Source organism: Streptomyces sp. NPDC033270 (genome assembly GCF_055576575.1).
Map to the genome: position 1 here is coordinate 58461 of NZ_JBVIRA010000006.1, position 13076 is coordinate 71536.

Annotated in this window: 13 protein-coding genes; 10 read left to right on the plus strand and 3 right to left on the minus strand. The window is 70.9% G+C overall.

Annotation, left to right across the window (positions count from 1 at the left end):
• Positions 1-135 precede the first annotated feature (135 nt).
• The 3 genes from ACZ5XZ_RS11780 (at position 136) to ACZ5XZ_RS11790 (ending at position 4500) form a co-directional block, all read left to right on the plus strand.
• Positions 136-687, plus strand: a complete 552-nt coding sequence (locus tag ACZ5XZ_RS11780; protein WP_468976726.1) for a TetR/AcrR family transcriptional regulator — start codon at positions 136-138, stop codon at positions 685-687.
• Complete coding sequence (locus ACZ5XZ_RS11785) at positions 684-2279, plus strand: MFS transporter (protein ID WP_468976728.1); 1596 nt, start codon at positions 684-686, stop codon at positions 2277-2279. Before ACZ5XZ_RS11780 ends, ACZ5XZ_RS11785 begins: the two co-directional genes overlap by 4 nt.
• A 247-nt stretch (positions 2280-2526) precedes the next feature.
• Complete coding sequence (locus ACZ5XZ_RS11790) at positions 2527-4500, plus strand: bifunctional metallophosphatase/5'-nucleotidase (RefSeq protein ID WP_468976729.1); 1974 nt, start codon at positions 2527-2529, stop codon at positions 4498-4500.
• 105 nt (positions 4501-4605) lie between these two features.
• On the opposite strand, the gene ACZ5XZ_RS11795 is transcribed toward ACZ5XZ_RS11790, so the two are convergent.
• The gene (locus ACZ5XZ_RS11795) at positions 4606-5274 is read right to left on the minus strand and encodes a lysophospholipid acyltransferase family protein (RefSeq protein WP_468976731.1); all 669 of its coding nucleotides are present in this window, start codon (positions 5272-5274) and stop codon (positions 4606-4608) included.
• Positions 5275-5582: 308 nt separating this feature from the next.
• Between ACZ5XZ_RS11795 and ACZ5XZ_RS11800 the strand changes: the two genes are divergently transcribed.
• Both ACZ5XZ_RS11800 and ACZ5XZ_RS11805 read left to right on the plus strand, forming a co-directional pair.
• Positions 5583-6722: a glycerophosphodiester phosphodiesterase gene (locus ACZ5XZ_RS11800; protein ID WP_468976732.1), complete on the plus strand. Its 1140-nt coding sequence runs from the start codon at positions 5583-5585 to the stop codon at positions 6720-6722.
• 251 nt (positions 6723-6973) lie between these two features.
• Positions 6974-7477 (plus strand): GNAT family N-acetyltransferase, encoded by a 504-nt coding sequence (locus ACZ5XZ_RS11805; RefSeq protein ID WP_468976734.1) that lies wholly within the window; start codon positions 6974-6976, stop codon positions 7475-7477.
• Between the two features lie 67 nt (positions 7478-7544).
• On the opposite strand, the gene ACZ5XZ_RS11810 is transcribed toward ACZ5XZ_RS11805, so the two are convergent.
• Together ACZ5XZ_RS11810 and ACZ5XZ_RS11815 are read right to left on the minus strand one after the other, a co-directional pair.
• Positions 7545-7979, minus strand: coding sequence for a hypothetical protein (locus tag ACZ5XZ_RS11810; protein ID WP_407285876.1), 435 nt, complete (start codon positions 7977-7979; stop codon positions 7545-7547).
• Position 7980: 1 nt separating this feature from the next.
• Complete coding sequence (locus tag ACZ5XZ_RS11815; protein ID WP_468976737.1) at positions 7981-8340, minus strand: hypothetical protein; 360 nt, start codon at positions 8338-8340, stop codon at positions 7981-7983.
• 70 nt (positions 8341-8410) lie between these two features.
• On the opposite strand from ACZ5XZ_RS11815, the gene ACZ5XZ_RS11820 reads away from it, so the two are divergent.
• The 5 genes from ACZ5XZ_RS11820 (at position 8411) to ACZ5XZ_RS11840 (ending at position 13023) form a co-directional block, all read left to right on the plus strand.
• Positions 8411-9058 carry an HAD-IA family hydrolase gene (locus ACZ5XZ_RS11820; RefSeq protein ID WP_468976739.1) on the plus strand — a complete coding sequence of 216 codons (648 nt, stop codon included), beginning with the start codon at positions 8411-8413 and terminating at the stop codon, positions 9056-9058.
• Positions 9059-9444: 386 nt separating this feature from the next.
• Positions 9445-10524, plus strand: coding sequence for a methionine ABC transporter ATP-binding protein (locus ACZ5XZ_RS11825; RefSeq protein WP_468976741.1), 1080 nt, complete (start codon positions 9445-9447; stop codon positions 10522-10524).
• Positions 10521-11255: a methionine ABC transporter permease gene (locus tag ACZ5XZ_RS11830; RefSeq protein ID WP_468976743.1), complete on the plus strand. Its 735-nt coding sequence runs from the start codon at positions 10521-10523 to the stop codon at positions 11253-11255. Before ACZ5XZ_RS11825 ends, ACZ5XZ_RS11830 begins: the two co-directional genes overlap by 4 nt.
• Before the next feature lie 96 nt (positions 11256-11351).
• Positions 11352-12206 (plus strand): MetQ/NlpA family ABC transporter substrate-binding protein, encoded by an 855-nt coding sequence (locus tag ACZ5XZ_RS11835; protein WP_468976746.1) that lies wholly within the window; start codon positions 11352-11354, stop codon positions 12204-12206.
• A gap of 181 nt (positions 12207-12387) precedes the next feature.
• Positions 12388-13023 (plus strand): GNAT family N-acetyltransferase, encoded by a 636-nt coding sequence (locus ACZ5XZ_RS11840; RefSeq protein WP_468976749.1) that lies wholly within the window; start codon positions 12388-12390, stop codon positions 13021-13023.
• The last annotated feature ends 53 nt before the right edge of the window (positions 13024-13076 follow it).

Genomic DNA, 13076 nt, shown 5'->3' on the forward strand with positions numbered 1-13076 from the left:
GGCCCGTACCCGGAAGTGACCGGGTGCGGGCCGTCGGCGTTCCTGGGTGCTCCGGAGCCGTTCCGCCCGCCGCGGGACACGGAGAGCGCACCCTGGAGTGAGACATTGGTGTCTCATTCGGATAGTGTGTGTCTCATGGCTGTGGATCGCGCACACGTACTCAAGGAAGCCGCCGCGCTGCTCACCCGCCGGGCGACGACGTCGATGGACGAGATCGCCCGGGCCGCCGGTATCAGCCGCGCCACCCTGCACCGGCACTTCGCCGGGCGGGACGCCCTGATCAGAGCCCTGGAGGAACACGGGATCGCGCAGTTCGCGCAGGCCATGGACGCCGCGCGGCTGGACCAGGACGACGCGGCCGAGGCGCTGCGCCGGCTGATCGCCGAAGCCGAGCCGGTCGCCGCCGTACTCGCCTTCCTCTTCACCGAGAACCAGCTCTTCGAGGGCGGCGAGATCAACGCCGGCTGGGCGGAGCTCGACGCGCGGATCACCGCGCTCTTCCGCCGCGGCCAGGAAGAGGGCGACTTCCGGGTCGAGCTGAGTGCCGCCTGGCTCACCGAGGCGTTCTACGGCCTGATCGGCGCCGGCGCCTGGGCCGTGCACGAAGGGCGGGTCGCCCGCAACGACCTCAACCACTCGATCGCCGAGCTGCTGCTCGGCGGCATCCGACGGAGCATGGAGAAATGACCGAGACCATAGCGTCAGGACGGGCCGGTTCGGCCCATGTGGACGACCAACCCCGCCCGGGCCGCTGGCTCGCGCTCGCCGTCCTCGTCCTGGCCGTACTCCTCGTCGGCGTCGACGCCACGGTCCTCGGCCTCGCCACCCCCTTCCTCAGCGAGGACCTGCGCCCCACCGGGCCCCAGCTGCTGTGGATCGGTGACATCTACTCCTTCGTCATCGCCGGTCTGCTGGTCTCCATGGGCAGCCTCGGCGACCGCATCGGCCGCAAGAAGCTGCTGCTGGTCGGCTCCGTCGCCTTCGGCGCCATGTCGGTGCTCGCCGCCTACGCCACCAGCCCGGAGACGATGATCGTCGCGCGAGCGCTGCAGGGCGTGGCCGGTGCGACGCTGATGCCGTCCACCCTCGCGCTGATCCGCAATCTCTTCCACGACCCCAGGGAGCGCAGCCTGGCCATCGGCATCTGGGGCGCGATGGCCTCGGCCGGCATGGCCGTCGGGCCGGTCCTCGGCGGCTTTCTGCTGGGGCACTTCTGGTGGGGTTCGGTCTTCCTGATCAACCTTCCGGTGATGGCGCTGCTGGTGGCCGTCGGCGCCAAGGTGATCCCGGAGTCGCGCAACCCGGACCCCGGGCCCTGGGACATTCCCAGCGTGCTGCTGGCCCTGGTGGGCATGGTCGGCGTCGTCTACGCCGTCAAGGAAGCGGCGGCGGTGGGCTACCGCTGGGAGATCGCCGTGGCGGGGGTCGTCGGCGTGCTCGCACTGGTCGTGTTCGTCCGCCGGCAGCTCACCCTCGCCTCGCCGCTGCTGAACATGAAGCTCTTTCACCACCGGGGGTTCACCGGGGCGGTGCTGGCGGACCTGCTGACCATCCTCGGCCTGTCCGGGCTGGTCTTCTTCCTCTCCCAGTTCCTCCAGATGGTGCAGCAGCGCTCGCCGCTGAACGCCGGGCTGGTCGAACTCCCGGCCGCGGTCGGTGCGGTGGGCGCCGGTCTGGCCGCCGGCTGGGTCGCCCGGCGGCTGTCCGTACGGATCGTGGTGGCCGGCGGCCTGGCCATGGTCGGGCTCTCGCTCGTCGGCTGCACCACGCTGCACGCCGACACCGGCACCGCGGCGATGTGCGTGATCCTCTTCGTCGTCGGCGTCGGCGCGGGCTTCTCGTTCACCGTCACCGCCGATGTGATCCTCTCCAGCGTGCCCAAGGAAGAGGCGGGCGCCGCCTCCGCGGTCTCCGAGACGGCCTACGAACTGGGCGCCGCGCTCGGCATCGCCCTGCTCGGCTCCATCGTCACCGGCATCTACCGGGGCTTCGCCACCCCGCCGGGCGTGCCCGAAGGCTCCGCCGACGCCGCCCGCGAATCGCTCGGCGGCGCCGTCGAGACGGCCGGCCACCTGCCCGTCGGCCCGGCCCAGGCGCTGGTCAGGTCCGCCCAGGACGCGTTCGTGGACGGGGTGGACGTCGCCGCCGGGGTGGCCGCGGTGGTGCTGCTCGGCGCGGCGGTCGCGGCGTGGTTCCTGCTCCGCGGCCAGGAGCTGGCCGACAGCCCGGTCGCCCACGAGAGCGCGGACCTCGCCGACGCCGAGGCGCCGCGCGGCTGATCCGCCGGCACGGCCACCAGCGCGACGCCCGGCGGTTCCGCCGGATGGTGGGCGCGCGCCCGCCCCCAGGGCGTGTCCTGTAGATCACTTCGTCCCGCTCCCGCGATGATCAACAGGACACGCCCTGGGGGCGACTGTCCCCCGCCCGTTCACGCCCGGTACGCGCCTTGGTGACCGGCCGTCCCGCGCGGCTCGCTTGACTCTCCGGTCGTCCCCCTACGGACGGCCCGCTCAGGAGAGTGACGCAGTGCGCGACATCGGACGACGGTCCTTCTTCACCGCCGCGGGGGCCCTGGCCACCGCGAGCGCCATCGGCAGCGACGCCTACGCCACCGGCCACGCCCGCGACGCGGGCACCGCCGACGAATACGTGGACGTCCAACTCCTCAACATCACCGATCTGCACGGCTATCTACAGGGCGCTCCGGGCGCCCACTCCGTCATCACCGGCGCCGGCGGCAAGCAGTACACCGTCGGCGGCGTGGCCTACATGGCCGCCCACCTGGAGCGGCTGCGCGACCGCCGCGCCAACTCCCTCTTCTTCGCGCCCGGTGACCTCTTCTCCGGCTGGGAGTTCGACGCCGCCGCCTTCGTCGACGAGCCCACCATCGAAGCGCTCAACGCCATGGGCATGGACTTCGCCTCGGCCGGCAACCATGAATTCGACAAGTCGGCGAAGTTCCTGATCTCGCACATGGAGGACGGCGACGGCTTCCCGGTGGTCGAACGGGACGACGACTTCGTGGACTCGACCGGCCGCCGCTTCCGGGGAGCGCAGTTCCCCTACTACAGCGCCAACATCGTGTGGCGGGACAGCGACGAGCTCGTCCTTCCGCCGTACAACATCGAGTACGTGGACGCCGGCGGCGGCCGCCGGCTGCCGATCGGCTTCATCCATCTGACGGCCATCGGCACCGAGTCCTTCCCCGGCTCCTACCAGCCCGGACTGCGCACCCTCGACGAGCTGGAGACCGCCAACCGCTGCGCCGCGACGCTCAAGTCACGCGGTGTCAACGCGATCGTCCTCAGTGTGCACGACGGCGCGGTGGCCGGCAGCGACTTCTCCAGCGGCAAGAACCCCTCGGGACCCGCCTACGAACTGGCGCTGCGCGCCTCCCCGGACATCGACGCCATCATCACCGGCCACTGGCACAACGCCTTCACCATGATGCTGCCCGACCCCGAGGGCACCCCCCGCCCGTTCGTCGAGGCCGGCTGCTACGGCCAGCTCATCAACGAGATCAATCTGCGCCTCGACCCGGACACCGGAGCGGTGATCCGGGAGCTGACCACCTCCGTCAACCACCCCAACACCCGGGATGTGACGCCCGACCCCGAGCTGCGGTCGATCGCCGAGTACTGGGCGAACTACGGCTCCCGGCGCGCCAGCAGCCGCGTCGGGACCCAGACCGCCTCCTTCACCCGGCGGCGCAACGCCGTGGGGGAGTCCACCATGGGCAACCTGGTCGCCGACTGGGCCCTGTGGGCGGGCCGGCAACCGCTCGGACCGATGGACGACCCCGCCGAGTACCCCGACATCCCCGCGGAACTCGCCGTGATCGCGGTCGCCCCGCGCGTCGGACAGGCCGTGATCGCCGGCGATCTGATCCGCGACGAGCAGTCGGAGGGCACCATCACCTTCGGCCAGGCCTGGAACGCCGTCGGTTTCGGCGACCCCATCATGACCGTCACCGTCACCGGCCGGCAGATCCACGACGCGCTGGAGGAGCAGTGGGCGCCGACCGCCGGCGGCGGCCTCGGCTTCTCGCCGCTGGCGGTCTCCGCCAACGTCCGCTACACCTTCGACGCCGCGGGCAAGGTCGGCCGACGGATCGACCCCGCCGACGTGTTCATCGACGGCACCGCCCTCGATCTCACCCGCCGCTACCGCCTCGCCGCCCCCTCGTACACCCTCATCAACCAGGACGGCTTCAGCGCCTTCACCGGGTTCACCGCACCGGTGCGGCACACCCGCGACTTCGAGAGCTTCATCGCCTTCGTCCGTACCAAGAAGCTGCTGGAGCCCGCGCCGTTGAACCGGGTCGAGGCGAAGAACACGGAGGCGGCCGACGCCCGCACCGGCCAGGTCCACTCCGCCCAGCGCCAGCAACTGCTCCAGGACGGCAGCGTGGTACCGCGGCCCGAAGTGGCGCTGTGCACGGCCCGGACCGGCGGCGACGAGGGCCAGCGCGCACCCGGCGGCTACCGGGTGCCCTGCTGACCCGCGCGGCCTCACCGGCCCGCGCACGACGCAAGGTGCGGGACAACACAACGGGCCCCGTCCGAGGATCGGACGGGGCCCGTCGCGCGGTGGCCGGCCGGCGGGTCAGGCGGCCCTGGCCTTGGTGGCGTACATGTCGACGTACTCCTGGCCGGACAGCTCCATGACGTCGCTCATCACCTCGTCGGTGACGGCCCGCAGGACATAGCGGTCGCGGTCCATGCCGTCGTAGCGGGAGAAGTCCAGCGCCTCACCGAAACGGACGGTGACCGGGGCGATGCGCGGAAGGCCCTTGCCGCCGGGCTGCACCTTGTCCGTGCCGATCATCGCGAACGGGACGACGGGGGCGCCGGTCATCAGGGCGAGCCGGGCGATGCCCGTACGGCCGCGGTAGAGACGGCCGTCGGGGGAGCGGGTGCCCTCGGGGTAGATGCCGAAGGCCTTGCCCTGCTCCAGGATGCGGCGGCCGGTCATCAGCGCCGCCACCCCGCCGTGGCCGCCGTCCCGGTCCACCGGGATCATGCCGGCGCTGGTGAAGAACCAGGCCATCAGGCGGCCCTTGAGGCCCTTGCCGGTGACGTACTCGTCCTTGCCGATGAAGTACACCGGGCGCTTGACCAGCAGGCTCAGGAACATCGAGTCGATGAAGGTGACGTGGTTGCCGGCCAGGATCACCGGCCCGGTCGCCGGAATGCGCTCCATGCCCTCGACCTGTGGGCGGTACAGGACACGCATGACGAATCCAAGGATCGCCTTCAGCACAATGCGGGACAACGGGCCCTCCGGGTCGTGGCTGGTCAATGTCGAGCGGGAGCAGAACTCTGCAGCCCAGGACCATACTCGCGGGTTACTCCCGCGCGCACATCGGGTTCATGAGGTCGATACGCACAGTTGACTCACAGTTGACGTGTGTTACCACCATGTTCCCCCCGAAGTCGTCGTGCGGCTCCCCGGCATGACCCGTCCGTGCTTACGATCGGCCCGGTTCCGCGGGCAGGTGCGCAACACGCCTTGACGCATCCCGGAAAACACCCGGAAGCACCCGGAACCCCATCAAAGAACGCAATACAAGGAGCGTGGGTATGCACAAGCGGCAGCAGCCGGGACGTCGGACGGTACTGGGGGCGGCGGCCGCCCTCGGCGCGGGGGCGGCGATGTTCGGCGGGGCCGGCCAGGCGAGCGCGAGCGGGCGCGGTGACGCGGGCCGGGAGCTGCCGGTCCCGTTGATCGTCGGCCACCGCGGTGCCAGCGGCTACCGTCCCGAGCACACCTTCGGCTCCTACCAACTCGCCCTCGACATGGGCGCGGACGTCATCGAGCAGGACCTCGTCCCCACCAAGGACGGCCACCTGGTCTGCCGTCACGAGAACGACATCACCGCCACCACCGACGTCTCCGCGCACCCCGAGTTCGCGGACCGCAAGACCACCAAGTCCGTCGACGGCGTGAAGCTGACCGGTTGGTTCACCGAGGACTTCACGCTCGCCGAGCTCAAGACGCTGCGGGCCAAGGAGCGCATACCGGGCACCCGGCAGCACAACACCCTCTACGACGGCCGGTGGCAGGTGCCGACCTTCGAGGAGGTCCTGCGGTGGGCCGAGCGCGAGGGCCGCAAGCGGGGCCGCCGGGTCTGGCTGCACATCGAGACCAAGCACCCCACCTACTTCCGCAAGCTCGGCCTGGGCCTGGAGGAGCGGGTCGCCAAGGCGCTGCGCGCGCACGGCCGGCACCGCAAGGACTCCCCGAACTTCCTGCAGTCGTTCGAGCCCGGCAGCATCCAGCGGCTCGGCAGGCTCGTGGACTGCCCGAAGGTGGTCCTGCTCGACGCCCCGGACACCCGGCCCTGGGACTTCGTGGAGGCCGGTGACCCGCGCACCGTCGCCGACCTCATCAAGCCCGCCGGCCTGAAGTGGATCGCGGGCTTCGCCCAGGGCATCGGCCCGTCGCTGACCGAGATCATCCCCAGGGACGCGGCGGGCAAGTCCGGCAGGCCCACCTCGCTGGTCAAGGACGCGCACGCCGCCGGCCTGGTCCTGCACCCGTACACGGGCCGCAACGAGAACACCTTCCTGCCCACCGACTACCGCCGCGGCACCGACCCCGACGCCTACGGGGACGCGCTGGGCTACTTCGCGGCGTGCCTGGCCACCGGCATCGACGGCATGTTCTCCGACAACCCGGACACGGCGCTGCTGGCCGCCGAGGAGTTCCGCAAGCGCTGATCTTGCTTTCGAAGGCGCTCGGCGCCTTACGGGCCGGCACCAGCACCCTGGATTCTCATTTGAGTTGGGAATGTCACAGGCGAGCTGGCTGCCGGTCCGTTCCGTTCGTCCCGATCGCCTGCGCAGAATGCTCACGGCGGCGATTGCCGCCGCCACATTCCGGGGAGTCCGGAAGTCAGGGCACCACGTCCGGGCGCACCCCTCTCACCCTCAGCGTGCCCGGGCCAACCGACAAGGGGAGGCATACGGGCATGGGCACGAGTGTGACCATCTCTGCGGCGACCGACCAGGACGCCGAGCAGATCCTCAAACTGCAGTACCTCTGCTACCAGACGGAGGCCGCGCTGTACGACGACTACGGCATCGAGCCGCTCACCCAGACCCTGCAGGCGCTGCGCGCCGAACTGAGCGAGGGCTGCGTCGTGGTGGCCCGGCTCGGCGAGGAGGTGGTCGGCTCCGTGCGCGGCACGGTCGACGCGGACGGCACCGCGCGGATAGCCAAGCTCATCGTGCACCCCCGGCTGCAGCGGCACGGCCTGGGCGGCCGGCTGCTGGCCGCGGTCGAGGAGCGGCTGGCCGCCGAGCGGGCGGCCCGGCGCTTCCAGCTGCTGACCGGGCACCGCAGCGAGGGCAACCTCCGGCTCTACCGCAGCCACGGCTACGCGCCGGTGGGCACCGAGCAGCTCACCCAGCGGCTGAGCATGGTCACCCTGGAGAAGGAGGCCGCGGCCGAGGAGTTCGCGGCCCGGGCCTAGGGCCTGTCCCTGGCGAAACGGGAACGGGCCCGCGCGACGCCGGGCCCGTACACCGAAACTGCGCCGCCTAAGCGCTGCGCGCCCGGCGCAGCCACAGCATCCCGGTGACCGGCAGCAGGACGGGGATGAAGAGGTAGCCCATCCCGTAGTCCGACCAGACCGTGGCGTCCGGGAAGGCGGACGGCTCGATCAGCGTCCAGGTGCCCACGGTCAGCACCCCCACGAGCTCGGCGGCGCAGCACACCAGCGCCGCCCTGCGGGCCGCCTCCCCGCCGCGGACGAGCGAGTAGGTGATGAAGCCGTAGACCAGGCCGGCCAGCGCGGACAGGGTGTACGCGAGCGGGGCGCGGTCGAAGTCCGTGGCGATCTGGACGACGGAGCGCGACACGGCGCCGACGACCATCACGCCGTACAGCCAGACCAGCAGGATGCCCGGGCCGCCGATCAGCTTCCGGCGGGTGCGCGGCGCGCCCTCCTCGGCGGCGTTGTCGGTCGCCGTCACCTCAGCCTCCCCAGATGTCGAACAGGCGCACTTCGAGCACGGCCAGGACCACGCCGCCCGCGGCGACCGTCGCCGAGCCCCAACGGGTGCGCTCCGCAAGGGACATGAACCCCGCCGCCGGAACGCAGGCGAAGGCGCCGAGCAGATACGCCACGAAGATCGTCGTGCCCTGCTCCGGCTTCTCGCCGCGCGCCAACTGGACGATGCCGATGATCAGCTGGACCACGGCGAGCAGCGTCACCACGGCCATGCCGAGGAAGTGCCAGTCCTTGGTCTGCTGGTCTCGGTAGGCGGCGAAACCGCACCAGGCCGCGAGCGCGAGCGCGGCGACGCTGGTCGCGACCGTCAGGGCATCAAGCATGCGCAGACCCTATTACGGGCCAAAAGACCCGATGCGCCCACCCCCGGGGTCGCCCGTAGGCTCGGGCACCATGAAGATTCACGCGGACGCCCTGCTCTTCGACAACGACGGCACACTGATCTCCTCCATCGAGTCCGTGAACCGCTGCTGGACCCGGTGGGCCGGGGAGTACGGCATCACCGCCGAGGAGTTCGCCCGGATCGAGCTGCACGGCCGCCCGGCGGTCGAGATCGTCGCCGATCTGCTGCCCGCGGACCGGGTCCCGGCGGCGCTGGCCCGGATCGAGCAACTGGAGGTCGAGGACGTCGCCGGGGGAGTGGTGCGGCTGCCCGGTACCCGCGCCCTGCTGGAGAGCCTGCCCGCCGAGCGGTGGGCCGTGGTCACCTCCGCCACCCTGCGGCTGGCCGAGGCCCGGCTCGCGCAGGCCGGCATCCGCCCCAAGACCCTCATAGCCGCCGACGACGTCCGCCGCGGCAAGCCGGACCCGGAGCCGTATCTGCTCGCGGCCGAGCGACTCGGCGTGGACCCGGCCCGCTGCGTGGTCTTCGAGGACGCGCCGGCCGGGCTGGCGGCGGGCCGCGCGGCGGGGATGCTGACCGTGGCGTTGGCCACAACGCACCGGGCCGACGAGCTGTCCGCCGATGTCCTGGTTCCGGACCTTTCGGCGATATCCGCGCAGGCCACGGACCGGGCGGTGGAGCTCACCGTCGCCTCGTGAGGAGCTGTCCACGGGTCGGTCGGGCCTGTCCGGTATGCGGACACGCTTGATCGGTCCATACCGCCGTCTGGTTTACTTGCCGCCATGACCACGACGAGCTGCCGCACCCCTGCGACCGAGGCGGAAATGACGCCCGGTGCTCGTTGCATGTGTCGAATGTGTGACCGCTGAGGGCCCCCGCCTGTGTCTCGCGCCCCGAAGCGAGACCCTGCTGCCATGAGCCGTACGTCGATCCCCGACGCCGTCATCGGCCGCCCCGCGTCACCGGAACCCGGAGCCGGGCCCTCGCGCCCGCCGCCGCTCCCCGTTCCCCCCTGCCGCACTCGCAAGAATGCCCCGTGCCCGGCGGGCGAGCCGCCGAGCACTCGACAGTGACGGAATTCCCTGTGATCACCACAACGGGCCTGAGCAAGGTCTACCGTTCAGGCGACCGCGAAGTCACCGCCCTGGACGGCGTCGATCTGCACGTCCGCGAGGGCGAGGTGTACGGCGTCATCGGTCAGAGCGGCGCCGGTAAGTCCACCCTCATCCGCTGCCTGAACCTCCTGGAGCGCCCCACCTCCGGCACGGTCACCGTCGCCGGCCAGGAACTGACGTCCATAGCCGGGCGCGGCCGGCGCGCGAGCGCCCAGCTCCGGGCCGCCCGCAGCCACATCGGCATGGTCTTCCAGCACTTCAACCTGCTGTCCTCGCGCACCGTCCAGGACAACGTCGAACTGCCGCTGGAGATCCTCAAGGTCGACCGCGCCGAGCGCTCCCGCAAGGCCCTGGAGCTGCTGGACCTGGTGGGCCTCGCCGACAAGGCCAAGGCCTACCCCGCCCAGCTCTCCGGCGGCCAGAAGCAGCGCGTCGGCATCGCCCGCGCGCTGGCCGGCGACCCCAAGGTGCTGCTCTCCGACGAGGCCACCAGCGCCCTGGACCCGGAGACCACCCGCTCCATCCTGACGCTGCTGCGCGACCTCAACCGCAAGCTGGGCCTGACCATCGTGCTCATCACGCACGAGATGGACGTCGTCAAGACGATCTGCGACTCGGCGGCGCTGATGAAGAACGGCCGGGTCGTCGAGCAGGGCACGGTCGCCGAACTGCTGGCCACGCCCGGCTCGGAGCTGGCCCGGGAGCTGTTCCCGGTCGGCGGCGAGCCCTCGACCGACCAGAGCACCGTCGTCGACGTCACCTTCCACGGCTCCGCCGCCACCCGCCCGGTCATCTCCGAGCTGTCGCGCACCTACAACGTCGACATCTCGATCCTCGGCGCCGCCATGGACACCGTCGGCGGCAAGCAGATCGGCCGGATGCGCATCGAACTGCCCGGCCCCTTCGAGGAGAACGTCGTGCCCATCGGTTTCCTGCGCGAGCAGGGGCTGCAGGTCGACGTCGCCGACACGGCCGACAGCGCCGAGGCCATCGACGATCCGGCGATCCCGGCGCCCGCCGCCCCGCTTGAGAAGGAAGCTGCCAAGTGAGCTGGAACGAGATGCAGCCGCTGCTCTACGACCGCACCCTCGACACCCTCTTCATGGTGTGGTGGTCGACGTTCTACGCCGTGCTCTTCGGCATCCCGGTCGGCGTGCTGCTCCATCTGACCGAACGCGGCAACCTGCTGCAGAACATCCTGGTGAACCGGGTCCTGGGCGCGATCGTGAACATCGGACGGTCCTTCCCGTTCCTGATCCTGATCGTCTGGCTGATCCCCTTCACCCGGTTCCTGGTCGGCGTCTCCATCGGCCCCACCGGCGCGGTCGTCCCGCTCGCCGTCGCCGCCATCCCGTTCTTCGGCCGGCTGGTCGAGGCGGCGCTGCGCGAGGTGGACAAGGGCCTGGTCGAGGCCGCCCAGGCGATGGGCGGCGGTACCTGGACCGTCATCTTCAAGGTGCTGCTCCGGCAGGCGCTGCCCGCCCTGGTGGCAGCCGTCACCACCACCGTCATCACGCTGATCGGCTACTCCGCCATCGCCGGTACGGTCGGCGGCGGCGGCCTGGGCGACGTCGCCTACACCTACGGCTACCAGCAGTACGAGACCACGCTGATGATCGTCACCGTCGTCGAGCTGGTCGTCCTCGTCACCGTCGTGCAGTACCTCGGCGACTTCTTCGTCCGCCGCCTCGCCTCCCGCGGCACCCGCGCCTCCTCCCTGCGCGTCGGCCTGCGCCGCGCCCGCAGCGAGGAGCCGGCGGCCGTCACCGGGGCGGCCTGACCCCCGCACCACCCGCGTCACCCAAGAGCCCGGACCCTTTGCCGGGCGGACACCACCCGCGAACCCACGCGTGTGCACAGGAAAGAGGCACTCTTCGTGCGTAACACCATCAAGATCACCGTGGCCGTCGCCGCAGCCGCCGCCGTCGCACTCGGCGCGAGCGCCTGCTCGGCCCCCTCCGACACCACCGCCGGCGACAAGGGCGACCAGAGCGCCCCGCTCGTCGTCGCCGCGAGCCCCACCCCGCACGCCGCCATCCTCGACTTCGTCAAGAACAAGCTGGCGGACAAGGCCGGGCTCAAGCTGGTCGTCAAGCCGATCAACGACTACAAGATCCCCAACAAGGTCACCGCCGACGGCCAGGTCGACGCCAACTTCTTCCAGCACAAGCCGTTCCTGGACACCTTCAACAAGGAGAACGGCACGCACATCGTGCCCGTCCAGAACGTCCTCATCGAGCCGCTGGGCGTCTACTCCAAGAAGCTCGACAAGCTCTCGGACCTGAAGTCCGGCAGCACCGTCTCGGTCCCCAACGACCCGTCCAACGAGGGCCGTGCGCTCAAGCTGCTCGCTGACAACGGCGTGATCACCCTCAAGCCCGGCGTCGGCTCGGAAGCCAAGCTCACCGACGTCAAGGACGACAAGGGCGTCAAGATCACCGAGCTGGAGGCCGCGCAGACCGCGCCGCGCATCGACGACGTCGACGCCGCGATCATCAACGGCAACTTCGCCATCGGCGCCAAGCTCAAGCCCTCCAAGGACGCCCTGGACCTGGAGAGCGCCAAGGACAACCCGTACGCGAACTTCCTCGCCGTCAAGAAGGGCAACGAGAACGACCCGCGGATCAAGAAGCTCGCCAAGCTCCTGAACTCCCCCGAGGTCAAGAAGTTCCTCGAGGACAAGTACAAGGACGGGTCGGTCATCCCGGCCTTCGGGCCCGCCAAGGGCTGACGCCCCGGACGGACCAAGGGCCCCGGACCCGCGCAGTGCGCGGCCGGGGCCCACGCGCGTGGCACACCCGCGTGCCCATGCTGCATGCTGGTGCATTCCATCGGTCTCAAAGGCCCGTGACCTCGCGGTAAGCACTCCGCGACGTCCCGGAGCACCAGGTCAACGGCGTGGGAGCAGCGGCATGACATCCACCTTTCCGGACATCTCCATCAGCACCGACCGGCTGGTGCTGCGCCCGTTCGAAGAGGCCGATGTGCCCGCCCTCGCCGAGATGATGTCCGACGAGCTGGTCACCGCCTGGACCGCGCTGCCGCACCCGTACACCACCGCCGAGGCGCGCGCCTGGGCCACCGGCAAGGCCGCCGCCGTACGCACCGAAGGCCGCGGTATCGCGCTGGCCGTCACCGAGTTCCTCACCCAGCGGCTGGTCGGCACCGTCCACCTCGACCACACCGACTGGCGGGTCCGCAGCACCGAGATCGCCTATGTCACCGCCGCCTGGGCACGCGGCGAGGGCTACGCCTCGGAGTCCGTCCTCGCGGTCGCGCAATGGCTCTTCCACGACCAGCGGTTCGAACGCCTGGAGCTGCGCACCGCCGCCGACAACACCGCCTCCCAGCAGGTCGCCCAGAAGATCGGCTGCATCAGCGAGGGAGTGCTGCGCAACGCCTGGATAGCCCGCAGCCGCACGGAGGACGGCGGCTGGACGGACATCCGTACCGATCTGATCGTGTGGAGCCTGCTGCCCGAGGACCTCGACGGGGTCCCCGGCCGGATGGCCGACGCGAACGGATTCGCCTACCCCGAGTGGAACTGACCCCGCGCCGCGCCGGGCTCCCCGCCCCACGGGGTACTCTCGCCCTGCCGCGC